Consider the following 24,733-nt stretch of genomic DNA (forward strand, 5'->3'; position numbering starts at 1 on the left):
TAATTAATGAAGATGAAAGTGTTAATTTCATATATAAAATTGAAAGTAAAATTCAAAAATTTAACACTTTAAATATTATTAGAAACCCTATTCCATTAACAGCAGAAGAAATGAAAGAAGAATTGCAAATTATAGAAATGATAATGCAAAAAATATTACAATATTATAGAATTATAGTAATTTTGAAATTTATTACTATAGTGTTTAAAAATATGAGTATTTTTGAAAAAAAATTATTTTAAGTGTTGTAAATAGTTTCGTATTAAAAACAATAACTTAAGAATAACCTAGTAAGAAAAAATGATGTTAAAATTAACTTGTAATATAAGTCATTCAAGAATTGTAGGAGATAATATGAAATATATAGTTAATTTAAATGTTCGTTCTAATTATTCATTTCTTTCATCAACTATTAAAATAAGTGATTATATTGAATTTGCTAAAAAAAATAATTTAAAAGTTCTATCTTTAGTAGATAAAAATATAATGTATGGTACTTATGAATTTTGTAATTTATGTATAGAGAATGATATTAAACCATTAATTGGTTTAAATTGCGTTTGAGAAAGTGCTACTGATAAAGTTGAATTAACTATTATGGCAACTTCATATGCTGGTTATCAAAGATTAATAGAACTTTCTACTATTATTAGTACTAATAATAATATTGTTACTACTAATGATGTAAAAAAATATCTTAATCAAACACGTGAAGTTTTAGTTATTATTCATGCTAATAACAAAAATATTAGATATATTAAAAATAATTATGATATTTTAAATTCAACAGGTCATGAATTAGTTTATTTTGGTTTAGTACCTAGTGATATGGATAATATTACTTTATTAAAATCGATTACATCTAATATTATTCCAATTGATTTGGTTTTATATTTAGATGAAAAACAACATCGTACTTATCAAATTTTACAAGCTATTAAAGAACAAAAAACATTAAAATCAGAAGATTTATCAAAAAGTAATGAGTTTTTATATAAAACTAAACAAGATTTAATGAAACATTATCCAAATGAAATTATTGAAAACATTGAAAAGGTTATTTGATTATGTAATTTAAAATTTCCTAAAAATAAGCCAAATAGCGCAGAATTGAGTTTACCAAAATTTACTTGCCCTAATAATCTTACTAGTAATTTATATTTGCAAGAATTATGTAAGCAGGGATTAGAAGCGCATTTTCAAAGTCGTGAAATTCCTGAAACATACGTTAAAAGAGTTTTATATGAATTACAAGTAATTAATGAAATGGGTTTTGCTGATTATTTTTTAATTGTTAATGATTATGTTAAATTTGCAAAAAGCAAGAATATAATGGTTGGACCAGGTAGAGGAAGTGTTGCTGGTAGTTTAGTGGCATATGTTTTAGGAATTACTGGTGTTGATCCTATTGCTTATAATTTAATTTTTGAAAGATTTTTAAATCCAGAACGAATATCATTACCAGACATTGATATCGATTTTGAAGATACAAGAAGAGATGAAGTTATTAATTATATTCATCAAAAATATGGCAAGGAACATGTTGCATATATTGTTACTTTTCAAACAATTGCTAGTAAAATGGCAATTCGTGATTTAGGAAGAGTTTTTCAAGTTAATATTGAAGATATTAATGAAATGACAAAATTGATACCAATTCAATATAATTTTGAAATAGATATGGCTATTAAACAATCACCAAAATTAGCATGATATGCAAATAAGTATCCTCTATTGTTTACTTTAACCAAAGAAATTCTTGGTTTTCCACGACAAACTAGTACTCATGCAGCAGGAATTGTTATTACAAGAGCACCGTTAGTTACTGCTATTCCATTACAATTAGGATTTCAAGGTATTTATCAAACGCAATTTCCAATGCAAACCCTAGAAGCTCTTGGTTTGATAAAAATGGACATCTTAGGATTACGTAATTTAACTATTTTACAAAATATTTTACAACAAGTAAGTAAACATTATTTTTTAAATTTAAAATTATCTCAAATTCCTTTAAATGATGAAAAAAGTTTTAGCATTATTAAAAATGGTGATACAACTGGTATTTTTCAATTGGAATCTTCAGGAATGCGTCAAATTTTAATTAAAATGAAAGTTGATAACTTAGAAGATATTATTGCTAGTTCTTCTTTATTTCGTCCTGGACCACAAGAGTACATTCAAGATTATATTAATCGTAAATTAGGAAAACAAAAAGTTACATATATTCATGAAGATTTAAAACCTTATTTAGCATCAACTTATGGCATTATTATTTATCAAGAACAAATATTATTAATTCTACAGAAAGTTGCTGGTTATTCATTAGGAAAAGCTGATTTAATTCGTCGTGCAATTAGTAAAAAAGATACTACAGTTATGAAAGAACAAGCAAACTCATTTATTAAAAGTGCTGTTAATAGAGGTTATTCATCAAGAGTTGTTAAGAAAATATGAGAAGATATTGAAAAATTTGCTGGTTATGGATTTAATCGTTCTCATGCTGTTGCTTATTCATTAATTAGTTATTATTTAGTTTATTTAAAAGCAAATTATCCATTGGCATTTATGGTATCGTTATTAAGCAGTGTTATTGGTAATGATCAAAAAATGTTACAATATTTGAATGAATGTCAAAAATATCAAATTAAAGTTTTATCACCATCAATTCAATTTTCTGGCATTGATTTTTTAATTGATGATGCTAAAAAAGCTATTCGTTATAGTTTACAAGCAATTAAGCAAATGAGTCAAGGTAGTTGTAGTAATCTTATTAAAGAACGTACTAGTAATGGATTTTTTCAAGATTTTTTTAACTTTTGTGCTCGAGCAATATTTATTGGTTTGAATCGTAAAAATATTCAACATTTAATTGCTGCTGGTGCTTTAGATGATATTCAATCAAATCGAACAATGTTATTATTAAACTTGGATGCTGCATTAGAATATGCCAATATGGTGCAGGTAAAAGATGAAACTAGTGGAGAAGAATTATCATTAAATTTTAATTTAATTGCTAAACCAATTATGTTACAAAGAGAAGATGATTGAAATAATAATAGTATTAATGAACATCGTGCATTAGGACTTTACTTAAAATATAATCCTAAATTACTATGAAAAGAAAAATTAGATCCTCATAATAAAGCTATTGATTTAGCATATATTAATAATTATGTTGATCAACATGTTAGAGTATATGGAGTTATCAATAATATTAGAGTAATTAAAACTAAAACTAAAAAATTAATGGCTTTTTTTGAAATGCAAAATGATAGCAATGTTATTGAAGTAACGGTTTTTGAAAAGTTATATCAAATATACCAAGAATATTTACAAGTTAATAAAGTAATTTTAATGGAAGGAAAGGTAGAGATTTATAATGATAATATTCAGTTAATTTTATCAAGAGTAATTAAAAATTTATAGTAAGCATATAATTTTATCTATGCTTACTATATTAAATAATAAATATAATCAATAGTTTTTAAGTTTCTTAGTTTAATTTCTAATAATAAATAAAAAATTAATGAACATAATAATTATTAATAATTTCACAATTTTCAATAGCATCTCAAAAGTTATTATTTTCTTTTTTTATTTTTAAATATTTATTTAAAAAGATTAGTAATATAGTTATAAATAATAAAATTGGACTTAAAATTATAGCAAAAACAATTCCAATTTTTAGTTGTACTAATGATTTAAGATTATAGTTTTCAATAATATTTTGGAAGAGGTAATGTTTACAAAAATATAATTTATTATTAGTTAATATATAAATTAAACCATGTTCTTTTATTAAATTAAAACCATTTTCTTTTGTTATTATTTCTTGCTTTCTATAATTATTATAGAAACAAGGTATATATTTTATATCATTTTTTATGTTAAAAAAATCTATTAAGGTTAAAGATGTAAATATAACCAAAATAGTTAAAATGAATAGTGATAGCGTTATTAAATTTATTTTTTTAAGTTTCTGAATTTTCATTTCTAAAAATCTCCTTATATTTTATTAAATAAAATTAAATTATGAAATATTTATATATAATATTTTAATAGTGATTTGCTATTATTTTTTTGTTTTTTTTGTTATATTATAAGTAGTAATATTTATTACCAATTTGCGATGAATTGCAAAGCAACGAGGATTAAAATCCCAATATATTTATTTAAAATTTTAGTTTATTACTTTATTTTAAAGTAACTGTTTTTTGTTTAAAGGAGCACATCACCATGGCAATTAAAGATGTACAAAGAGATGGTAATTGTTTATTATGAGCAGTAATTGTTTCATATTTAGAACAAGTTAAAACTAATAAAAACCAATTTAAAAAAAGATATAAATCACTTTTTGGTATAGAAGGCGGTTGAGAACGAATTTTTAATTTTGCTGATTTTAATTTTGCTGATAAAGAAAATGAAAAATTAGTTAAAGTGTTTCGTAATCGTATTTGTGATTATATTGAAACAAATTTAGATACAAAACGTCCAAATAATAAAGCTAATTTTAGATCAATGTTATTAGATAGTGAAATCAATAAAAAAAATAAAGAATTATATCCTAACAATAGTGAAGAGACACAAATAAGAAAAAATTTAGAACAAATGAGAAAAAATGGTAAAATAACAGGTTCTGTTGAAATTGAAGCAATTTGTAATATTTTAAATTGTGATATTATTAGAAATAATGAAGATTTTGATATTGCAAATAGGGAAAGATTTGAACCAGATAATGTAATTGCTAATAATGAAGTGAAGTTATACTATCAAGCTGGACATTATCAATATTTTTCAAATATTACTAATCAAACACCAACAAAAAGGAATGAAGAAGAAACTACAAAAGTAGTAACACCTTCATTTGAAGTTAACTCAAGTAATAATAGTTTTCAAGAAAGTATTTCATTTCCAAGAGAGGAAAGTGATGATTTTTTAATTAATGCTAGATTAAAACTTAAAAATCAGTTGTCTGATAAAGAAATTAATGAAGAAACACAAAATGCTATAATTGATATTTTTATTGAAGATATAATTAAAGTACCAGCACATCAAAAAAATGAAATATTAGAAAAATCTATTTTTGAATTAAATAATCAAGATCAATTATTTACAAATCCTAATCTTGTTTTTCAATCATTTATTAAACCAATAATTAATGGTTCTAAAACAGGAGATCAACAATTATTAAAAGAAAGTACTAATACAAATACTAATTAATTAGTATTAAAATCATTTAATAAGTATTATTAGTATTATCACTTTTGTATTTATTGATTTGTTATATTAATAAAAAATAACCAAATATTTGGTTATTTTTAGTATATTTTTAAATTTATTTTACTTGGTATTTAATAGTTGTTGTTATATAATAAACAGAATTTGGTAAATGTTTTTCTTCATCATAATTATGTAAATATGCTCCCACAATATTAAGTTTTAATTCTTGATTATCAGTAATTATCATTTGTTCTGGTTTAAAATAAATATAAATTCTTTCCTCCATTAATCCAATTTTATAATGTGATATTCTAATTTGTCTGATATAATCTTCCAATTTTGCAAAAATTTCTTCTTTATTGGTATCAGTCACTTAAGTTTACCAATTAATATTTTCAATCTGTAATATAATTAAAAATAATTAATACAGAAGGAGAAATTATGAATTATAAAGTTTATTCAAAAGAAACAAAATTAGCCGTTGTTAATGAGTATTTAGTTGATAAAAAACTAAAAATACATGAAATTCAAGTCAAATATAAATTATCAACTCCAGTATTAATTTATAATTGGGTTAACCAATATCAAATTAAAGGTGAAAATGCATTCACCAAAATTTCTAAATCCCAAACTTCTCACAGGATCGATAAGAAAGATATTGAAATTAAACTATTAAACAAAGAAATTGATAAACTTAGAAAACAAGCTTTAAAAGATGAGGTTGAAAAAGAACTTTTAAAGGAGCAATTAGCCTGTGAAAAGAAATTAACAAGGGGAAAAAATAGTAAATTATTAAAATATAAGTGTTTTTTAATAGTAGAAAAATATAAGCAAAAAGGTCATCAATTAAATAAAATTATTGTTTACATAGCTATTAGCAAAACAGCATACTATTTATGAGTAAAAAAAGGTAAAAAGCAATATCAATCAAAAATTAATGATAATTTGATACAAGCAATAAACAAAATAGTTCTCATTAAAAATGAAAAAAAGTACATTAATATCACTAGTTTTGAAAAAGTAAGATTAGAGTTAAAAATAAAAAATAAAGGTCTTAAATGCAGTAAAACAAGCATAAAACAAATATTAAAAGATAATAATATTAAATTATTATTAGAACCTAAATCAACAAATAGAGTAGTAGAAAATAGTGATTTAAAAAATAATAAAGATTTATTAAAACGTAATTTTTCAAGTAATAACTTTCTTGAAAAAGTTGGTATGGATGGCACATGATTTAAAAATATAATTATTGGTGATAAAAAAACAAAATTATTAGTTGTTTTTGCTACTGATATGTACAGTAATTCAATTGTTGGCTGAAAAATAAACAAAAGTGAAAATGCCAAAACTGTGTTAAATGTGGTTAATCAAATAGAATTAGCGAGTGCTAAACAATGTAATTTTACGACTATTCAATCAGATTTAGGTTCTGCTAATACAAGCGAAATTGTTAGTAAAGTTTTTAATACAAGTACTAATCTAATTCACTCAAAAAGTCTATCAGGTTTTAAAGGTAATCAAGTTAGTGAATGTTTAAATCGTTGAATTAAAAGAGATTTTAAAATGATGTTTGGTAGCACTTTTGAAAGTATGGAAAGTTTTAATAAAATATTAGAAAAATTTGTTAGATATTGAAACAATGATAGAATAGTTATTAGATTGAAAATGCCTCCAAATCAATTTGTACAGATTTGAAGACAAGAAAGTAAACTTATCTAACCAATGCCTGCATTTTTATTATAGTTACAATATAAAAAATATTTTTTATAAAATCAATATATTATTAAAATTAAAAAAAATATTAAGTATAATAAATTTATGAAGTATTTAGGCATTGATTTAGGTAGTAAAACATTAGGACTTGCTCGTGGTGAAGGAAAAATTGCTTTTTCTTGAAAAACTATTCGTTTCCCAGAGCATGATTTTAATAATGCCATTATCCAACTCCAAAATGCTATTAAAGAATATGATGCTGATATTCTTGTCTTTGGTTACCCTTTAAACATGGATAGCACAGTCGGCCCCAGCGCAAAAATTGTTTTAAATTTTATTGATAAATTTAAATTAACACAAAATAATGATAAACTAAATATTGTTTTACAAGATGAAAGAAGAACTACTTATTCTTCGCAGCAAATATTAATAAAATCTAATGTTTCTTTAAATAAAAGAAAACAAGTTAAAGATCAATTGGCTGCTGCTATTATTTTACAATCATACTTTGATAAAATAACTCAATCTTAAATTTTAGGAGATAAATGTGAAATATAAAAAAATTAATTTAATCACTATCGCTGGTGGCAGTGCTTCAGGAAAAACAACAGTAGCAGAAAAAATTGCTGAAGCTTGTAATAAAAAAAATGTCATTTTTGTACAAATGGATAATTATTATCATGACCTTAGTAACTTAAAAGTTGAAGAAAGAAAAAAAACTAATTTTGATCATCCTAATGCTATTGATATGAAATTATTAATTCATGATTTAGAACAATTATTACTTGGTAATGCTATTGAAGAACCTATTTATGATTTTAAAATCAATAGTCGCAGTAAAAACACTGAGATTATTGGTCCGGGTGATGTTATCATTCTGGATGGTATTTTTGCTTTAGAAAATCCTATTATTCGTGAATTATCTACTATCAAAATTTTTGTTGACACTGATAGTGATACTAGATTATTAAGAAGAATTAAACGAGATGTTAGTTTTAGAAATCGTACTCTTGACAGTGTTTTACAACAATATGCATTAACTGTTAAACCTATGCATGATGCTTTTGTTGAACCAACTAAACGTTATGCTGATATTATTATTCCTTTTGATTTTCATAATACTGTAGCTATTGATATTATTGCTACTAAAATTAAAGCAATTATTAAATAATTTCTTTAAGTTTTAATTTTTAAAAAAACAATAAAATGCATCTTAAAAATGCATTTTATTGTTTTTTTATAAGTTAACAAAGAAGATTAACAACTTAAATAATCAATTTTATTTTCATTTAAAAGAGATAAAACATTAAATTTTTGTATTTGCATTATTTGCTCATAAACACTATTTTTCGGAATTTTACGCTTATTGGTTAACACTTAATTCTTAATAAATAATTTAATTATGATATTTTTAAATGTGATTTTTTCTTTACGGTTATTATATTTAAAACAAAATTCATTTAAATAAGATTGGAGTCATTTTTTTGAAACTCAATGAAATTGGCCGATAAAACCTCTTTTTAATATTGCTCAAAAACTTTCTATTGTATTTGTATGAATACCATTATAAGAAAAATATTTTTTGTAATTAACTTGTTCATGTGGTAAAATTTTATTCATTTTATAATATCCACGATATTCATCAGTAAAAAGAATAGGGCATTGGTTAGATAAGTTTACTTTCTTGTCTTCAAATCTGTACAAATTGATTTGGAGGCATTTTCAATCTAATAACTATTCTATCATTGTTTCAATATCTAACAAATTTTTCTAATATTTTATTAAAACTTTCCATACTTTCAAAAGTGCTACCAAACATCATTTTAAAATCTCTTTTAATTCAACGATTTAAACATTCACTAACTTGATTACCTTTAAAACCTGATAGACTTTTTGAATGAATTAGATTAGTACTTGTATTAAAAACTTTACTAACAATTTCGCTTGTATTAGCAGAACCTAAATCTGATTGAATAGTCGTAAAATTACATTGTTTAGCACTCGCTAATTCTATTTGATTAACCACATTTAACACAGTTTTGGCATTTTCACTTTTGTTTATTTTTCAGCCAACAATTGAATTACTGTACATATCAGTAGCAAAAACAACTAATAAATTTGTTTTTTTATCACCAATAATTATATTTTTAAATCATGTGCCATCCATACCAACTTTTTCAAGAAAGTTATTACTTGAAAAATTACGTTTTAATAAATCTTTATTATTTTTTAAATCACTATTTTCTACTACTCTATTTGTTGATTTAGGTTCTAATAATAATTTAATATTATTAGACTTACTGCATAACTAGTTAACTTTTTATTTTTTTGTTATTATTAAAATAAAATTTGAATAGTTAAGGATAAACTTTATGACATATTTTGAATTAAAAGATAAATCTGATCAATATTTTCGTAAAATAGTGGGTATTAATAAACTCGTTTTTAACGAAATTTTAAATATTTTATTAGAACATCAAAAACTCAAAACTACTATTGGTGGAAGGCCATATAAAATGTCAATAGAAGATCGACTAGTAATGAGTTTAAGATATTTATATGAAAATCGTACATATCATAGTATTGGTGCTGAGTATGGTATGGTTGATACTACTGCTTTACGAAATATTCGTTCAATTGAAGATATTTTAATAAAGAATAATAAGTTTAATAATTTAACAAATAAAAATATTTTTTCTGATATTGGTAAAAATCATGATTTTAAAACTTTTAAGAATTCAAAGTTAAAGTTTTTACCAGAAACTATAATTCTTGCAGATAAAGGTTATCAAGGTTTACAAAAAATTCATGCTAATACATTTTTACCCATTAAAATTAGCAAAAATAATCCTAAAACAAATAAAACCAAAATCTTTAATAAGATTATTAATAAAACTCGTAGAAAAATTGAACATGTTTTTGCATTTTTAAAATGTTTTAAGATTATTGGTTATAAATTTAGAAAAGCCAGAAAACGAATATTTTTAAGATTTAATTTAATTGCAGGATTTTATAATTTATCATTAAAACTTAAAAACGTTATGCAGTAAGTCTATTATCTTTTAATATTTGTTTTATGCTTGTTTTACTGCATTTAAGACCTTTATTTTTTATTTTTAACTCTAATCTTACTTTTTCAAAACTAGTCATATTAATGTACTTTTTTTCATTTTTAATGAGAACTATTTTGTTTATTGCTTGTATCAAATTATCATTAATTTTTGATTGATATTGCTTTTTACGTTTTTTTACTCATAAATAGTATGCTGTTTTGCTAATAGCTATGTAAACAATAATTTTATTTAATTGATGACCTTTTTGCTTATATTTTTCTACTATTAAAAAACACTTATATTTTAATAATTTACTATTTTTTCCCCTTGTTAATTTCTTTTCACAGGCTAATTGCTCCTTTAAAAGTTCTTTTTCAACCTCATCTTTTAAAGCTTGTTTTCTAAGTTTATCAATTTCTTTGTTTAATAGTTTAATTTCAATATCTTTCTTATCGATCCTGTGAGAAGTTTGGGATTTAGAAATTTTGGTGAATGCATTTTCACCTTTAATTTGATATTGGTTAACCCAATTATAAATTAATACTGGAGTTGATAATTTATATTTGACTTGAATTTCATGTATTTTTAGTTTTTTATCAACTAAATACTCATTAACAACGGCTAATTTTGTTTCTTTTGAATAAACTTTATAATTCATAATTTCTCCTTCTGTATTAATTATTTTTAATTATATTACAGATTGAAAATATTAATTGGTAAACTTAAGTGACTGATGCCCTTCTGATGTATATTCTTGATCATCAAAAATATATGTAGAAATTATTCTTTGTGCATTTTTTCCAGTAAATGCAATATAAACTAGTAGTAATCCTAAAAATAAATTAGGTAATGTTTCTTTAATTTTGGTATTGATTGAAATATTGCTAGACGAAGTAGGATTATCAATAAGTTTTTGCATATATGTTAAATACTGATATAACTCTAATAAAGTATCATAATCAGTATTATTATTTAATTTTTGATTAAATAAGATAATATTTTTTATAAGTGTATCTATATTATTAATAGAAATAATTTATAGTAGCGTTTTCTAAAAAATAATAATATTTTAGATTTGATTTTTCACCTCCTTTAACTTTGATAGGAGAAGAATCTAAAAGTTTATTATTATTTAGGTCATATGATAATTTGTCAATATTTTCATATTTTTTAACGTGTTTGTATAATTTATTATTTTTAATTAAAAATATTTCGAAAATAATTTCACTATTTGGAAAGGTAGTTCTTTTGGTTCAATATTTAAAATAATTTTCCGGAATTTTACGTTTATTGGCAATAACTTATATACATTATTATTTCTGAAAACTATAATTAGATATTAGTAAAATAAAATCTAATTAAAGGTGATTGAAAATGAATATTTTAGACATAATAAATAAATTTCCAAACCAAGAATCTTGTATAAAATTTTTAGAAGAAATAAGATGAAATAACAAACCAAAATGTCTTTTTTGTTTTAGTGAAAAAGTTAACTCTGTTTTAAAAGAGTCGCGTTATAAATGCAAAAAATGTCATAAGTCTTTTAGTGTAACTGCTCAAACTATTTTTCATCATACACGTGTACCACTTCAAAAGTGATTTATTTTAATAGTATTAATGGCTAATGCTAAAAAAAGTTTATCATCATCTCAAGCTTCAAGAGACTTAAATTTACGTTTAGCAACTGTATGAAAAATGATGCATAAAATTAGAAAGGCAATGGCTAATGATGAGATTAAATTATTAGCAAAAATATTAGGGATGGATGAAACATATGTGGGTGGAAAATCGCGTAAATATAATGATGTTGATAATAAAAATAACTCATTACGTGGTAGAGGAACTAGTAAAGAGTGTGTTGTTGGCATTATTGAACGAAATGGTAATGTTAAATTATTTCATGCAAAAAATAAAAGTATTAAATCTGAAGATTTAATGAAAATAGTTAAAGAAAATGTTGATATTAACAATTCTATTCTTTTTACTGATGAATATCGTGGATATTATAAAATGAATAAAATTTTACCACATGAATAAGTTAATCACAAAAAATATTTTTCTTATAATGGTATTCATACAAATACAATAGAAAGTTTTTGAGCAATATTAAAAAGAGGTTTTATCGGCCAATTTCATTGAGTTTCAAAAAAATGACTCCAATCTTATTTAAATGAATTTTGTTTTAAATATAATAACCGTAAAGAAAAAATCACATTTAAAAATATCATAATTAAATTATTTATTAAGAATTAAGTGTTAACCAATAAGCGTAAAATTCCGTAAAATTTTACCACATGAACAAGTTAATCACAAAAAATATTTTTCTTATAATGGTATTCATACAAATACAATAGAAAGTTTTTGAGCAATATTAAAAAGAGGTTTTATCGGCCAATTTCATTGAGTTTCAAAAAAATGACTCCAATCTTATTTAAATGAATTTTGTTTTAAATATAATAACCGTAAAGAAAAAATCACATTTAAAAATATCATAATTAAATTATTTATTAAGAATTAAGTGTTAACCAATAAGCGTAAAATTCCGTAATTTTCGCTTTTCTCCCTTTATGTACTATTTTTTAATTTTATGACATAAATGCTGAGAAAAGCGTATCTACGGACTTCTCCCCACATTTTTAAATTAAACACAGCATTACAATTTCAAAACTAGGTATCTTATTGAATTTATATGCAACTTCTTTGGCATATAAATAAACATGATGTTTTGCAACTTTGATATGTGTTTTAAATGTTCTTCTTAGAACCTGTTTAGAATCTTTTAGAGAATAAGGTAAAATTACTATATATTTTAAAATAAGAGGTATATATGCATAAAAATTATCCAAGTCATGTCACTAAAGAACAATTTGAGAACATAAGATTAATTTTAGAAAATGTCAAAAAGAAAACAAAACCAAGAAATTTAGATTTATATGAAGTATTTTGTGCAGTTTTATATGTATTAAAAAGTGGTTGTCAATGAAGAATGTTACCAAAAAATTTTCCAAAATGACAAACTGTATATTATTATTTTCAAATTTGAAGTAAAAATAATGGTAAAGAACCTAGCATATGACAATTAATTTTAAAAAAAATTAGTTAGAAAAGTTCGTATCAATAATCATCGAAAAGAAAAAACCAGTTTTTGTATAATTTATTCACAAAGTGTTAAAAATACAGATACTACTAAAAACAAAGGTTATGATGCTGGTAAAAAGATTTCAGGAATAAAACGTCATATTGCTGTTGATTCTCAAGGTTTACCACATGCAATTTACGTAACTACAGCAGAAAAAACAGATCGTAATAGTGCTATAATAATGATTCAAAATGAAAAAGAAAATCTTTCTACAGTTCAAAAAATAATAGTAGATGCTGGTTATACTGGTGAAAAATTTGCTTCTGCAATCAAAACAATTATAAATGCGAATGTTGAAGTTGTAAAACGTAATGAATTACATTCTTTTGTAGTATTACCAAAAAGATGAGTTGTAGAGCAAAGTTTTGCTTTATTAGAAAAATGTAGAAGATTATGAAAAAATTGTGAAAGAAAATTAAATACTAGTTTACAAATGGTTGTTCTTTCCTTTATTTCAATTTTATTAAAAAGATTCTAAACAGGTTCTAAGAAAAAAATAGCATTTTCATTATAAGGTCTTCATAAATAATCATCATTTGTTAAAATACTAGCAACATTAGCAAAATTTATACCATTAGTAAGATTCTGATAATGATGACCATATGCTAATTGATTATGTAATATATTATATAATCATGGATTTAAACCACGTTCAGGATAAACCGGATTAAAACTATTTTTTTGTTTATTTTTATCAATAAAACCCTTAAAATCATTATTGATATTAGCAATTGTATTACTATTAACAAAAGCAACGGTTTTATTTTTTGGATCCATCAATCGACTAATATTATTGGCAATAAAAGCACTATTACGACTAGTAACAAATCCTCTAATAGTTAAAAGTACGATTAACAATATTATACTTATCACCAATTTTTAAATTATTATTATTAGCAAATTGTTCATAAATTAAAATTTCATTATCTTGTAATGGTAACTCTTCCAAACTTTGTTTATAATTACCTACTAAAATTGGTGGATCAATAATATTTTTAGGAACTGTTTGTGTAAAAAGAAAAGATTTACCAGTCATTAATAAATCATTAACTAAAGTATATTGATTTCATTCAATATTTTGAAATAACATGCCATTAATAACTAAAAAATATAGTTGTGATTGCAAAGAAATATCAATTGTATTATATTCATGATTAGCGTATGATATTTTATGATAAATTTCATCTTGATAAATTTTTAATGATTTATCATTTAAAATAAAATAGTTTACTTGATTAATATTTGTCTTTCCATAATAAACATAACTATTAATTAAATTACGCATTGCATTTTTATATTCTTCAGAAGAGTTATAACCTTGATGATAATCATTAGGAACTAATAGTTTAAAATCAACATAATCATGATGATATTTAGTAGATATGTTATTTCCAATTTGTAAATAATTATTAGCATGAGAATCACTTAAATCACTACTACCATTAAAAATAAAACGCTAAGTATCGGTATTACCATTAATTAAAACAATTTGAAAAGTCGCATGATTTAATTTAAAAGTATCAATACTATCATCTTGTTTATAATATGACATATTTTCCAATCATAATCCTAAATGTGCTTTATAATAATTATATCCTTTTTCAAAAGTATTTTTTCAATTGGTACTTCATTTAATTCTTGAAAATTAGTATTTTGACTAATATCATTTAAATATTGATTTTCTAGATATTGATCAGAAAACTTAATGCTTAAAAAAGTTATAATCATAATCATAACTAAAAATCCTAATCCTAAAACTTGAATAATATTTTTTCTTTGTTCACGCAAATAATTAAAAAATATTTTTACCATATTCCACTAACTCCAGTTGATACTTCAAATTAATTTTATCAATTTAAAAATTTTTTTTAAAATTAAAATATTTTAATGTGCAATTTTTTATTTTAAGCAGCAAACCAGATTATATATTATTTAGTTAATGTCATTAATTGTTTATTATTAACGTTTAACTTTCAAGTAATAATGTATGAGACTAAATAAATTAAAATATTTATACTAATCATCAATGCAAAATACCATCAATGAAAAACAATGGGAAATGCAATTTTTGCAAAAGTTGCTAATAAATTAGAAAGTACCATTACTAAAGAAGGAACAATAAAAACAGCAACCAAACTACTCATTACCAATGCCGGTATTATTACCAGAAAGAAATTATAAGAAACTTCTAATGCAGTATAACCTAAACTTCGTAAAATATTAATTAATATTAAATTATCACGAACACTAATATTAGTAACAATAACAATAATCATTAATGATAATATAACACTAAAAATACCAAAAAATGAAATGATTATTTGTAAACTATATTGATTATTCTTCATAATACTACGTAAATTACTAATATCATACACCGATGATAATGAAGTACTAATACCTTTACTTTCCAAATATCCTGAGTGTGAAATTTGTGCTAAATCAATATTATAATCATTTTTATTACTAATAATTGGTAAGTAATGTTTAAACTCATTATCAGTAAATTTGCTTAATTTGCTATTAGCAAAATTATTTTCTAATAAATCACTTTTACTACCAAATAAAATATCATTAAGCCAAAGTTTGGGCATTACTATTATTTTTGGATCTAATTTATTAATATAATCATAAGTAATACCAATTATATATTTTGTTTGATTATCTAATCCTTTATACCTATAAATAAGACTATTATTAAGTTGTTCTCCACCATTATAAACATTAACAACCGAAGGTAAAGCAGAAGTAGCCATTGGAATAAATTGAACGGCACTACTATCTGGATTTTTAATTCCTAATTTTTCAATTAAATGATTACGAATATTAATAAATTGTTTATCTTGCCAATTATTAGAAATTTCCATATCAGCTAAATTTAATTTACTAAAAGTAGAGAAATTACTTATACTAAAATTTAGAGATAAAAAATCACTTAAACTATCATCAATACCATAAGCAGTTCTTGGTGCACTTCAATTTTTAAAAGATTCTTTTGATAAAGTTTGTGTATCATTATCAAAAACAACACCAGGCTGATTAGGAAGTAACAGATTAGCCTTATCAAGCTCTAATTGTGTATATGGTACTTCATGCTGTTCATCATAAGGAATTAAACCAAAACTTATCATTAAATCAGTATTATTTTTACCATTATTATTGGTTAAATAATTAAATAATATTTCATTTTTCTTTAAGAAATCTTTAATTATTGGTGGCATCTTTGATGGATTAGCATCAATTCACTGTTTTATTTTTAATAATTCACTACCCATAATATACCGATTTTGAACATTAATCATAATTGATTTATTAGGATTAAGTGGAACAAATTGTTTAATTGCCGCTAATAATTCTGGATATAATGAAATTTTACTTTTAATATTATCAACACTATTAAATTGATACATTAATTTATTTTCGTTATTAATAAAGTTAGTTTTAATATTATCATCAAATTGATAACCATTTTGATAATTAAAATTAGTTCCCGCAAATTGTGAACCTAACATATTATTAACTAAACTACTAGCAGCAAGCGCAAAGAATACTAATGTTGCAGCAAAAATACTAGTAAAACACATAATTAATGTTTTACCAAAACTACGTAGCGAAGTAGTAACGGCCAACTTATTACGATAACTAAATCTACCAATCACATATCTTGCAATAAAAGTAAAAGTTGAACTAATATTTATTTTATATTTTTGTTTTGAAATATTATTAGTAATTAAATCTAAGGGTTTATTTCTTAATAAGAATAATACCATTAAAAAACTAATGAAAGTTAAACTAATGATTGGAATAACAAGTAATAAAATAGCGGTAACAATATTAAAGTACCAACCATAACTAATTAAGGCAACAGTACTAATATTAGTAATATAAATTAAATAATGCGCAACTGGAATCGAAATTAAAACACCAATAATAGCAAAAATAATTAAAGGAGCAATAATTGAAATTACTAATGATATACTTAATTGCCAACTTTTATATCCTGTTGCTTTTAAAATTCCAATTAATTTTTTATTACGATCAATCATTTTAAAAGTAATAATAAAAATAATAATAGTAGTCACAATAAAAATCAAAATTAAAAATAAACTAGAAATCTCTTCAATAACATTAATTCTATTATTAATGGAACTAAAAGGTCATTCTTGCATACTAGTATAAAATCTAGGATTACTGATATTTAAAGGTGAAACTATTTTATTATAATCAATACCATTATTATAATATTTTGTACTTGCTATATCAGTAGGTGTTTTATAAGTTGCATGAAGATAATTATAAATTCATTCATTATTTATTTGTGAATCAATATTTTTAGCCAAATCAGGATTAATACCTAAAAAAAAATCATCAATATTATTACTAAATGCCTTTAAATCAGATTCAACTTTGCGCATCGTATTACCATTAGTAAAAGCGACAGTATTATTTTTTAAATCAAGTGAATTACCAAAATAACGACCAACAAATGCTGCTAATGAACTTGTAGCATAACCACGAATAATAAACGTTTGTCCAGCAATTACATAATTTTGACCAATATGTAAATTATTTAGTTCAGCAAAATGTTTGTAAATTAAAATTTCATTATCTTGTAATGGTTTTTCTGTTAAACTTGGGCCACCATCTTTGACAATAATTGCTTTATTAACAATATATTCGGGTCCTGTTTCAATAAAAGCAAAATTTTTACTAGTAATTAATAAATCACGGACCATAATAGCATGTTGTCATTCAATGTCTTTATATAACATTCCCATTGACATTATTTCATATAACTTAGCTTCATTATTAATATCTATTTCATTATAGTTTCGATTAGCATATGACAATTGTCCCTTAAAATTATCATTATAAAACTGTAAAGCAGCTTCACTAGTAATCATAAAATTTGTTGCATTTTCTGGATTTTTTTCTGGATGTAATGGATCATATAGATATTGATTAAGAATATTAGCATATTGTTCTATCATTGCTTTATGAGTATCATAAGATGGATAATTAATAGGAATATTAATTTTAAAATCAATATAATTATGGCTAGTATCATTAAAAAGACTATCACCAATAGCAAAATATTCTTTACTACTAGCGACCCCATCATGAAAAGTAAAACGATATATATCAGGTCTAGTAGCATCTGGTATTGTTAACTGAAAAGTAGCTTTTGCCATCTTTTCTTTATCAATAGTATTATCTTTTTGATAATAATTAATATTATTTAAATAAGAACCAGCTTTATCTTTTTCATTATATTTTCCATCGAAATTAACATATTCCATTGGTGAAAAAAATTTATATTGGTTAAATTCATTATGAGCAATATCGTTAACATATTGTTCAAATAAATAATTATTAGAAAAATTTAATGATAAAAAGGCAATAATCATAATCATTACTAAAAAACCTAAACCAAACATTTGTAATAAATTGTTTTTTTGTTCACGAATATAATTATGTAATAATTTAAACATGATTATCCCTTCTTATGATCACTTATTAATAAATTAGATTTTGATAGTTTTGCTAAAGCTGATTTTGCTGCTTCTTGCTCAGCTTTCTTTTTATTTGTTCCTACTCCTTTCCCCATTAGTATTTTATTATCTAAATACACATGAACAATAAAATAAGTAATATTATCTTTTTTAATTTGTTCCATAGTTTTATAATTAATAGGATCTCTTTTTTCTGCCTGTACTAATTCTTGTAATTTAGTTTTATAATCAATAATCGTTTCTAACTGATTAGTTTTAATTAATTCAAATAAGGTTAAATCTAAAATTTTTTTAACGGCACTATTTCCTAAATCAAGATATATTGCAGCAAGAAATGATTCAAAAACATCTGATAAAATACTTTCACGTTGTTGTCCACCTGTATTTTTTTCACCATTTCCCAAAAATAAATAATCTTGTAACCCTAAAGCAATTGCCACTGCTGCCAATGTTTCTTGTCTAACTGCTTTACTACGTAAACTTGTTAATTGTCCCTCATCTTTATTTGGAAATAAGTGCCAAATGTAAGTTGAAATATTTTCCCCTAAAATCGAATCACCCAAAAATTCTAATCGCTCATATGAATAATCTAGATTATGTTCGTTTGAAAAAGAACGATGAGTAAACGCTTCACGATAATTACGATTAGATTTAATTTTTTCTAAAATACTCGATTTTAAAATATGTTCAATATTAATCATATTTTTCTCCTTAATACTTATTTATAAATTATAATTCTTGAATTTGTTTAGCTATTTTATTAGTAACATCTTGCTCAATAGCACGAATTAAAAGTTTTAAAGTACTATAATAAGATTTTTTATCACTAGATCCATGTGCTTTAAAAGCAATGCCATTAATACCTATTAATTGAGCACCACCTGTATTCTTATAATCAAAAGTTTTTTTAATATTTTTAAAAATACCAATTGACATTAAACCTAAAAATTTAGTTCATAAATTTTTTTTATAACCATTTTTAATTAATGTAAATAATAATGATGCCATGCCTTCAACTGATTTTAAAACAATATTACCTGAATAACCATCACAAATAATAATATCAACATCACCACTTAAAACATTTCGTGATTCAATATTACCGTGAAAATTTAAAAAACTTAACTTTTCATTTTTTTGTGTTAATTGTTTTAGTTTAGTATATGTTGCTTTAGTTACTTCTGGACCTTTGCTTTCTTCAATACCAATATTTAATAAACCAATTTTAGGACGTGAAATATTTTGAATAGTTTGACAATAAATATGACCCATTAATGCAAAATTAATTAATTCATCAACAGTATTTTCAATATTTGCTCCAACATCCAATAATACTACTTGTCGATCTTTTATTAAAGTAGGCATAATTGGCATGAATGCCGGACGTTTAATGCCTTTGATTTCGCCTAATAAAAAATGACAAGCACCAAGATAGGCAGCAGTTGAACCCGAAGTTAGAATCCCATCTGCTTTTTTATTTTTAACTAACTGAATGGCTTGATTCATAGAAGAATCAGTCATTCTAATACCAGCGAGTGGGCCATCATTCATAGTTATTACTTGGGTTGTTGCTAGTATTGTTATTCTTGATGATAATGGCTTATTTTTTAATAAAATCTGCAAGTTTCCATTAATTTGTTTTTCATCACCAACTAAACAAATTTCAACGTTTTTGAATTCTTTAATAACTTCTAACGCTGCAGCAATAGCGGGCAAACTACCATGGTCTGAACCCATTACATCAAAAGCAATTTTCATAGTTCCTCCTGAAAACAAAAAATAATTTAAGAAACCTTAAATAATATTATATTATTAATAGTTTAATTATACGTTAATTTTTTTAATTCCTTAAGATTAACAATCCAACTAATACTGCATTTATTTATTTTAAATATGAATATTTCATTATTTGCTAGTAAAGTTAAAAAACAATTTATCTCTAATTATTTTGATATTGATTTTCTAAATAATTGTTTTTATTTACACCAGTTTTTTTTTAAAGACCAAAACCCTTTTATTTATTTTATTAATAAAAAAAATTTAAAAGCAAAAAACTAATATAAATATAAAAATATCTTATCATAATTTTACTAAAATCAAAAATAATCAAAGAATTAAAAAAAATTAAAAACATTTAATAGTGTTTATTTTTATTTATAAAAATAAACACTATTAAATTGATTATTATTCATAAAAATAAAATAAAATAAAGTTAATTAAAAATAATTTTTATTGTATTTTATTTTAAAAACTTTAAAATGTAGTTACTTCTTAAGTATATATCTAAGAACCTGTTTAGAATCTTTTTAATAAAATTGAAATAAAGGAAAGAACAACCATTTGTAAACTAGTATTTGGCATCGGCATCAGTCACTTAAGTTTACCAATTAATATTTTCAATCTGTAATATAATTAAAAATAATTAATACAGAATGAGAAATTATGAATTATAAAGTTTATTCAAAAGAAACAAAATTAGCCGTTGTTAATGAGTATTTAGTTGATAAAAAACTAAAAATACATGAAATTCAAGTCAAATATAAATTATCAACTCCAGTATTAATTTATAATTGGGTTAACCAATATCAAATTAAAGGTGAAAATGCATTCACCAAAATTTCTAAATCCCAAACTTCTCACAGGATCGATAAGAAAGATATTGAAATTAAACTATTAAACAAAGAAATTGATAAACTTAGAAAACAAGCTTTAAAAGATGAGGTTGAAAAAGAACTTTTAAAGGAGCAATTAGCCTGTGAAAAGAAATTAACAAGGGGAAAAAATAGTAAATTATTAAAATATAAGTGTTTTTTAATAGTAGAAAAATATAAGCAAAAAGGTCATCAATTAAATAAAATTATTGTTTACATAGCTATTAGCAAAACAGCATACTATTTATGAGTAAAAAAAGGTAAAAAGCAATATCAATCAAAAATTAATGATAATTTGATACAAGCAATAAACAAAATAGTTCTCATTAAAAATGAAAAAAAGTACATTAATATCACTAGTTTTGAAAAAGTAAGATTAGAGTTAAAAATAAAAAATAAAGGTCTTAAATGCAGTAAAACAAGCATAAAACAAATATTAAAAGATAATAATATTAAATTATTATTAGAACCTAAATCAACAAATAGAGTAGTAGAAAATAGTGATTTAAAAAATAATAAAGATTTATTAAAACGTAATTTTTCAAGTAATAACTTTCTTGAAAAAGTTGGTATGGATGGCACATGATTTAAAAATATAATTATTGGTGATAAAAAACAAAATTATTAGTTGTTTTTGCTACTGATATGTACAGTAATTCAATTGTTGGCTGAAAAATAAACAAAAGTGAAAATGCCAAAACTGTGTTAAATGTGGTTAATCAAATAGAATTAGCGAGTGCTAAACAATGTAATTTTACGACTATTCAATCAGATTTAGGTTCTGCTAATACAAGCGAAATTGTTAGTAAAGTTTTTAATACAAGTACTAATCTAATTCACTCAAAAAGTCTATCAGGTTTTAAAGGTAATCAAGTTAGTGAATGTTTAAATCGTTGAATTAAAAGAGATTTTAAAATGATGTTTGGTAGCACTTTTGAAAGTATGGAAAGTTTTAATAAAATATTAGAAAAATTTGTTAGAACCTGTTTAGAATCTTTTTAATAAAATTGAAATAAAGGAAAGAACAACCATTTGTAAACTAGTATTTAATTTTCTTTCACAATTTTTTCATAATCTTCTACATTTTTCTAATCAAGCAAAACTTCGCTCTACAACTCATCTTTTTGGTAATACTACAAAAGAATGTAATTCATTACGTTTTACAACTTCAACATTCGCATTTATAATTGTTTTGATTGCAGAAGCAAATTTTTCACCAGTATAACCAGCATCTACTATTATTTTTTGAACTGTAGAAAGATTTTCTTTTTCATTTTGAATCATTATTATAGCACTATTACGATCTGTTTTTTCTGCTGTAGTTACGTAAATTGCATGTGGTAAACCTTGAGAATCAACAGCAATATGACGTTTTATTCCTGAAATCTTTTTACCAGCATCATAACCTTTGTTTTTAGTAGTATCTGTATTTTTAACACTTTGTGAATCAATTATACAAAAACTGGTTTTTTCTTTTCGATGATTATTGATACGAACTTTTCTAACTAATTTTTTTTTAAATTAATTGTCATATGCTAGGTTCTTTACCATTATTTTTACTTCAAATTTGAAAATAATAATATACAGTTTGTCATTTTGGAAAATTTTTTGGTAACATTCTTCATTGACAACCACTTTTTAATACATATAAAACTGCACAAAATACTTCATATAAATCTAAATTTCTTGGTTTTGTTTTCTTTTTGACATTTTCTAAAATTAATCTTATGTTCTCAAATTGTTCTTTAGTGACATGACTTGGATAATTTTTATGCATATATACCTCTTATTTTAAAATATATAGTAATTTTACCTTATTCTCTAAAAGATTCTAAACAGGTTCTTAGATATTGAAACAATGATAGAATAGTTATTAGATTGAAAATGCCTCCAAATCAATTTGTACAGATTTGAAGACAAGAAAGTAAACTTATCTAACCAATGCCAAAATTTAAGATATTTGAAAAAGAAATTGATCAAAAAATGAAAAAATATTATATTGAGTTATTACCTAAAATACTTGATTTTAAAATAGAATTAAAGAAATTAAAAAAAAGAACTTTTAATTTTAGAGTCAAAAAGTTCTAAATTAAGAAAATCTATTATTAATTTAAATACAAAGAAAATAAATCCAAGAATTAATTTTTATATTAAATGTATTACTTTAGATTTTTATGATTGAAATAAAATAACAGAAAAAGAACTATGTGAAAATAAAAATGAATTTATAAAAACCAATAGGGAAAAAGAAAATTCAAAAGAAAAATATGATATAGTAAAAACTAATATGCAAGTATTAATTAATGAGCAAAACTTATTACAAAAAGATCTTAAAGAATTATTTGCAAAAGAAGATGATTTGAAAAAATATATAAATTCATTTAATTTAGAAGAAAAAGAATCAATAAGAGGTTGAAATAAACACTTTTCATTATTAGTTTAATGATATAAATAATATTATATGAATAGTTAATTATTTAAATATAAATTTATATTTATGGTTCAACTAATATTTCATTATTTGATGTTTGTTCATTATTGCTTTCTTCAATATTAATATAATATTGTAAATATTTATTTCAAATACTAATAATTGGTCTATACAGAAAACTACTAAACATAAAGTTACCAATGCCATGAATAGCATCAAAACTTAATCCAGATAATCAGTAAAGATAAAAACTGGATTTACCAAATAATATTAAATGAATTAGAGCATCAAATGTACCAAAAGTAAAACCTCATAAACTTGTAATAATTACAAAAATTCATCAATGCTTTTTAATTAAATGACGAAATATTCAAATTATTATTACCAATATTGGTCATATACTAAAATATAAAAATATTCAACTATTACCACCGTAAAGTAGAATTTCTAATGAAGCAAAAATTAAAGGAATAGTAATTGACATATATAATGGAAAAACTAATGCTGAAAATGCTAATAGAAAAGTTACAACTTCAATATTTGGTAATATTGTTAGTACTTCTTTTAAAGCAAAGACTAGTGCTGCATATGAAGGAATAATCAAGATACGAATTAATTTTTGGACATGGTTACTCATATTTGTTCTCAGCTTTCTTTATTTTTTAAATTTAAAACCACCTCATAAAGGTGGTTTAGTTATACTAATCGGAGATAAAACATCAATTAAAATTATATAACTGTTATCTGCACACAGAGATTAGTTTAATAGTATTAATTAAATAGATAGGTCTACTGGCTTAACTTCGTTTTACTTGTTACCCTTCTCAAAATTTTTGATTTCAATGGATTATGTAACTTTTATCAGTATCACAGTTGCTGGGGCAACTTAAGATTACTTAATTCTCTTTTATGAACAATTGTTCATCTATTTAATTTTATTCAGTTGTTATTTAAGGATAAATGATTTAATATATTAAAAATATATTATACTTTTCGGAATTTTACGCTTA

Annotated in this window: 26 protein-coding genes and 1 riboswitch; of the genes, 12 read left to right on the forward strand and 14 right to left on the reverse strand. The window is 22.9% G+C overall.

Annotation, left to right across the window (positions count from 1 at the left end; all coding sequences use genetic code 4):
• Positions 1 to 354 precede the first annotated feature (354 nt).
• Positions 355 to 3,426: a DNA polymerase III subunit alpha gene (locus AAHM85_RS06745; protein WP_342261464.1), complete on the forward strand. Its 3,072-nt coding sequence runs from the start codon at positions 355 to 357 to the stop codon at positions 3,424 to 3,426.
• Positions 3,427 to 4,236: 810 nt separating this feature from the next.
• Positions 4,237 to 5,220, forward strand: a complete 984-nt coding sequence (locus tag AAHM85_RS06750) for an OTU domain-containing protein (RefSeq protein ID WP_342261465.1) — start codon at positions 4,237 to 4,239, stop codon at positions 5,218 to 5,220.
• 115 nt (positions 5,221 to 5,335) lie between these two features.
• Here the strand turns inward: AAHM85_RS06750 and AAHM85_RS06755 are convergent, their stop codons facing one another.
• A complete protein-coding gene (locus AAHM85_RS06755) occupies positions 5,336 to 5,506 on the reverse strand; it encodes a hypothetical protein (RefSeq protein ID WP_342261466.1) in 171 nt (56 codons plus the stop codon).
• 155 nt (positions 5,507 to 5,661) lie between these two features.
• Here AAHM85_RS06755 and AAHM85_RS06760 point away from each other — a divergent pair, with 155 nt between their 5' ends.
• The 3 genes from AAHM85_RS06760 to udk all read left to right on the forward strand — a co-directional run bounded on the left by AAHM85_RS06760 (position 5,662) and on the right by udk (position 8,107).
• Positions 5,662 to 6,942: an IS3 family transposase gene (locus tag AAHM85_RS06760; RefSeq protein ID WP_342261236.1), complete on the forward strand. Its 1,281-nt coding sequence runs from the start codon at positions 5,662 to 5,664 to the stop codon at positions 6,940 to 6,942.
• 99 nt (positions 6,943 to 7,041) lie between these two features.
• On the forward strand, positions 7,042 to 7,467 hold the full coding sequence (gene ruvX, locus AAHM85_RS06765; protein ID WP_286642295.1) for a Holliday junction resolvase RuvX: 426 nt from the start codon (positions 7,042 to 7,044) through the stop codon (positions 7,465 to 7,467).
• Positions 7,468 to 7,483: 16 nt separating this feature from the next.
• Positions 7,484 to 8,107, forward strand: a complete 624-nt coding sequence (gene udk, locus AAHM85_RS06770; protein ID WP_342261467.1) for a uridine kinase — start codon at positions 7,484 to 7,486, stop codon at positions 8,105 to 8,107.
• Between the two features lie 206 nt (positions 8,108 to 8,313).
• Here udk and AAHM85_RS06775 read toward each other — a convergent pair whose 3' ends face one another.
• The gene (locus tag AAHM85_RS06775; protein WP_342261468.1) at positions 8,314 to 8,640 is read right to left on the reverse strand and encodes a transposase; all 327 of its coding nucleotides are present in this window, start codon (positions 8,638 to 8,640) and stop codon (positions 8,314 to 8,316) included.
• Positions 8,603 to 9,103 (reverse strand): IS3 family transposase, encoded by a 501-nt coding sequence (locus AAHM85_RS06780; protein WP_342261469.1) that lies wholly within the window; start codon positions 9,101 to 9,103, stop codon positions 8,603 to 8,605. Before AAHM85_RS06780 ends, AAHM85_RS06775 begins: the two co-directional genes overlap by 38 nt.
• A 205-nt stretch (positions 9,104 to 9,308) precedes the next feature.
• Here AAHM85_RS06780 and AAHM85_RS06785 point away from each other — a divergent pair, with 205 nt between their 5' ends.
• Positions 9,309 to 9,986 (forward strand): transposase family protein, encoded by a 678-nt coding sequence (locus tag AAHM85_RS06785; RefSeq protein WP_342261470.1) that lies wholly within the window; start codon positions 9,309 to 9,311, stop codon positions 9,984 to 9,986.
• Here the strand turns inward: AAHM85_RS06785 and AAHM85_RS06790 are convergent.
• Together AAHM85_RS06790 and AAHM85_RS06795 are read right to left on the reverse strand one after the other, a co-directional pair.
• Positions 9,976 to 10,647: a hypothetical protein gene (locus AAHM85_RS06790; RefSeq protein WP_342261471.1), complete on the reverse strand. Its 672-nt coding sequence runs from the start codon at positions 10,645 to 10,647 to the stop codon at positions 9,976 to 9,978. The genes AAHM85_RS06785 and AAHM85_RS06790 overlap by 11 nt on opposite strands.
• Positions 10,648 to 10,698: 51 nt before the next feature.
• Positions 10,699 to 10,908 (reverse strand): hypothetical protein, encoded by a 210-nt coding sequence (locus AAHM85_RS06795; RefSeq protein ID WP_342261472.1) that lies wholly within the window; start codon positions 10,906 to 10,908, stop codon positions 10,699 to 10,701.
• A 455-nt stretch (positions 10,909 to 11,363) separates the two neighbouring features.
• Here AAHM85_RS06795 and AAHM85_RS06800 point away from each other — a divergent pair, with 455 nt between their 5' ends.
• Positions 11,364 to 12,026, forward strand: a complete 663-nt coding sequence (locus AAHM85_RS06800; protein WP_342261473.1) for an IS1595 family transposase — start codon at positions 11,364 to 11,366, stop codon at positions 12,024 to 12,026.
• 599 nt (positions 12,027 to 12,625) lie between these two features.
• Here the strand turns inward: AAHM85_RS06800 and AAHM85_RS06805 are convergent.
• Entirely contained in the window at positions 12,626 to 12,835 is a 210-nt protein-coding gene (locus tag AAHM85_RS06805) for a hypothetical protein (protein ID WP_342261474.1), read from the reverse strand.
• On the opposite strand from AAHM85_RS06805, the gene AAHM85_RS06810 reads away from it, so the two are divergent.
• A protein-coding gene (locus tag AAHM85_RS06810) for an IS5 family transposase (protein ID WP_425289718.1) occupies positions 12,817 to 13,606 on the forward strand; the annotation gives its coding sequence in 2 pieces (ribosomal slippage) (positions 12,817 to 13,077 and positions 13,079 to 13,606; 789 coding nt in all). The genes AAHM85_RS06805 and AAHM85_RS06810 overlap by 19 nt on opposite strands.
• Here the strand turns inward: AAHM85_RS06810 and AAHM85_RS06815 are convergent.
• The 6 genes from AAHM85_RS06815 to plsX all read right to left on the reverse strand — a co-directional run bounded on the left by AAHM85_RS06815 (position 13,603) and on the right by plsX (position 20,399).
• The gene (locus AAHM85_RS06815; protein WP_342261476.1) at positions 13,603 to 13,986 is read right to left on the reverse strand and encodes a hypothetical protein; all 384 of its coding nucleotides are present in this window, start codon (positions 13,984 to 13,986) and stop codon (positions 13,603 to 13,605) included. The two genes, AAHM85_RS06810 and AAHM85_RS06815, sit on opposite strands and share 4 nt — an antisense overlap.
• On the reverse strand, positions 13,961 to 14,413 hold the full coding sequence (locus AAHM85_RS06820; RefSeq protein WP_342261477.1) for a hypothetical protein: 453 nt from the start codon (positions 14,411 to 14,413) through the stop codon (positions 13,961 to 13,963). Before AAHM85_RS06820 ends, AAHM85_RS06815 begins: the two co-directional genes overlap by 26 nt.
• Positions 14,414 to 14,697: 284 nt before the next feature.
• Positions 14,698 to 14,940 (reverse strand): hypothetical protein, encoded by a 243-nt coding sequence (locus AAHM85_RS06825; RefSeq protein ID WP_342261478.1) that lies wholly within the window; start codon positions 14,938 to 14,940, stop codon positions 14,698 to 14,700.
• A 116-nt stretch (positions 14,941 to 15,056) separates the two neighbouring features.
• Complete coding sequence (locus AAHM85_RS06830) at positions 15,057 to 18,620, reverse strand: ABC transporter permease (protein WP_342261479.1); 3,564 nt, start codon at positions 18,618 to 18,620, stop codon at positions 15,057 to 15,059.
• Between the two features lie 2 nt (positions 18,621 to 18,622).
• Positions 18,623 to 19,342: a ribonuclease III gene (rnc, locus tag AAHM85_RS06835; RefSeq protein ID WP_342261480.1), complete on the reverse strand. Its 720-nt coding sequence runs from the start codon at positions 19,340 to 19,342 to the stop codon at positions 18,623 to 18,625.
• Between the two features lie 28 nt (positions 19,343 to 19,370).
• A complete protein-coding gene (gene plsX, locus AAHM85_RS06840; RefSeq protein WP_342261481.1) occupies positions 19,371 to 20,399 on the reverse strand; it encodes a phosphate acyltransferase PlsX in 1,029 nt (342 codons plus the stop codon).
• Between the two features lie 684 nt (positions 20,400 to 21,083).
• On the opposite strand from plsX, the gene AAHM85_RS06845 reads away from it, so the two are divergent.
• Both AAHM85_RS06845 and AAHM85_RS06850 read left to right on the forward strand, forming a co-directional pair.
• Positions 21,084 to 21,920: a transposase gene (locus AAHM85_RS06845; RefSeq protein WP_342261482.1), complete on the forward strand. Its 837-nt coding sequence runs from the start codon at positions 21,084 to 21,086 to the stop codon at positions 21,918 to 21,920.
• 17 nt (positions 21,921 to 21,937) lie between these two features.
• Positions 21,938 to 22,294: a hypothetical protein gene (locus AAHM85_RS06850; protein ID WP_342261483.1), complete on the forward strand. Its 357-nt coding sequence runs from the start codon at positions 21,938 to 21,940 to the stop codon at positions 22,292 to 22,294.
• Here AAHM85_RS06850 and AAHM85_RS06855 read toward each other — a convergent pair.
• Positions 22,280 to 23,069 (reverse strand): IS5 family transposase gene (locus AAHM85_RS06855; RefSeq protein ID WP_342261484.1). Its coding sequence is split into 2 segments (ribosomal slippage): positions 22,280 to 22,810 and positions 22,812 to 23,069, totalling 789 coding nucleotides; the frame shifts between segments, so codons are not numbered across the junction. The two genes, AAHM85_RS06850 and AAHM85_RS06855, sit on opposite strands and share 15 nt — an antisense overlap.
• Between AAHM85_RS06855 and AAHM85_RS06860 the strand changes: the two genes are divergently transcribed.
• Both AAHM85_RS06860 and AAHM85_RS06865 read left to right on the forward strand, forming a co-directional pair.
• Positions 23,051 to 23,230: a hypothetical protein gene (locus AAHM85_RS06860; RefSeq protein ID WP_342261485.1), complete on the forward strand. Its 180-nt coding sequence runs from the start codon at positions 23,051 to 23,053 to the stop codon at positions 23,228 to 23,230. The genes AAHM85_RS06855 and AAHM85_RS06860 overlap by 19 nt on opposite strands.
• Positions 23,231 to 23,579: 349 nt before the next feature.
• Positions 23,580 to 23,735, forward strand: coding sequence for a hypothetical protein (locus AAHM85_RS06865; protein WP_342261486.1), 156 nt, complete (start codon positions 23,580 to 23,582; stop codon positions 23,733 to 23,735).
• A gap of 52 nt (positions 23,736 to 23,787) precedes the next feature.
• Here AAHM85_RS06865 and AAHM85_RS06870 read toward each other — a convergent pair whose 3' ends face one another.
• Positions 23,788 to 24,360: a hypothetical protein gene (locus AAHM85_RS06870; RefSeq protein ID WP_342261487.1), complete on the reverse strand. Its 573-nt coding sequence runs from the start codon at positions 24,358 to 24,360 to the stop codon at positions 23,788 to 23,790.
• Positions 24,361 to 24,488: 128 nt separating this feature from the next.
• Positions 24,489 to 24,667, reverse strand: a riboswitch (cobalamin riboswitch).
• Positions 24,668 to 24,733: the final 66 nt, after the last annotated feature.

This window comes from Spiroplasma endosymbiont of Notiophilus biguttatus, assembly GCF_964030985.1.
Lineage (GTDB): Bacteria > Bacillota_I > Bacilli_A > Mycoplasmatales > VBWQ01 > Spiroplasma_E > Spiroplasma_E ixodetis_A.